The sequence below is a fragment of the Shumkonia mesophila genome, assembly GCF_026163695.1.
GTDB classification, from domain to species: domain Bacteria; phylum Pseudomonadota; class Alphaproteobacteria; order Rhodospirillales; family Shumkoniaceae; genus Shumkonia; species Shumkonia mesophila.
In genome coordinates this window covers 1-1,038 of the sequence record NZ_JAOTID010000053.1, presented here as the reverse complement: position 1 = coordinate 1,038, position 1,038 = coordinate 1, and the positions used below count along the sequence as shown (strand labels likewise).

The 1,038-nt window shown below is 60.7% G+C and carries 1 protein-coding gene; it reads right to left on the bottom strand.

Going from position 1 to position 1,038, the window contains the following annotated elements; translation table 11 throughout:
- On the bottom strand, positions 1 to 1,038 hold a 1,038-nt coding region (locus ODR01_RS25210), incomplete at its 5' end, for a hypothetical protein (RefSeq protein WP_394356881.1).

Here is a 1,038-nt window from a genome sequence, read left to right as displayed (position 1 = left end):
CTAGTCGAGTTGGGAGAGCATGGGGGCGGAATCTTCGATTTTCTGGATGTTTTCGATGCCCTGTTTGAGCTCGCTCATGATGAACTCGGCACGGCGCACCGGGCCGCCGACGTCCTTGGCCGGAAACAGCCGCGCCCAGGCGTCCATCTTCACCGACAGCGCGCACAGCACGCCGCCGATGGTGGTGTGGTAGCTCTCGATCAGTTCCTTGACCTTGCGGAAGCGCTCCGCCGAGATGTTGTCCCACATCTGCTTGGTCGAACGGTCGAAGTTCTCGAACCGCCCGGTGATCGCCGCCATCAGCCCGTTGATCACCTGCTCGATCTCGTTGCACGTCTTCATCAGGTTGGCGTCCTGGCGAAGCTGCCAGTTCGCGCGCAGTTCCTCCAGCGATTCCAGAAACTGCGTGATGATCGGCTCCAGGTGGTCCAGGCACTGCCGGTAGTAGGACAACGACAGGAAGATGTCCCCGTAGTCCTCCAGGAACTGCGGCACCTCGGAGATCTTGATCTCCAGCTTCTCGGCCATCAACTCCAGCTTCTCGCGCGCCTTCTTGACGTCGGGGTCGCGAAACAGCGCGATCACGTCGTCGAAATCCTTGATCTGAACGTCGGCGCCCCCGTAAATCTGCAAAATCAACGGCCGCGTGAACATCGCCATGTATTCCGTCAGCTCGGCGTTCTTCGCCGGCGACAGCTTCAACGCGTCGATCCCGTTCACCGCGATGCCCTGGTCGCGCAGCGATATCCGCAGGCTGTAAACATCGTAGCTGTGAAGGGCCGCCAGCTTGCTCAGCATGTCGCGGTCCGCCACCGGCTGGTCCTTCGGCCACCCGAACTCCTTGGCGACGTCGGCAATCTCCATCTGCCCGCTGCCCGTCTGCTTCTCCTCAAACAACTCGACAACGCTGCGCAGCCGGACGTTCTTGATCAAACGCGCCCGGCGCAGCGAAAGCGTCTCAAAGGGAATAATCGACAACGGCAACGTGTGAAGAGAATCCCGGTCAACGTCCGACAGTGTCTCCTTCGGCTTCTCCGC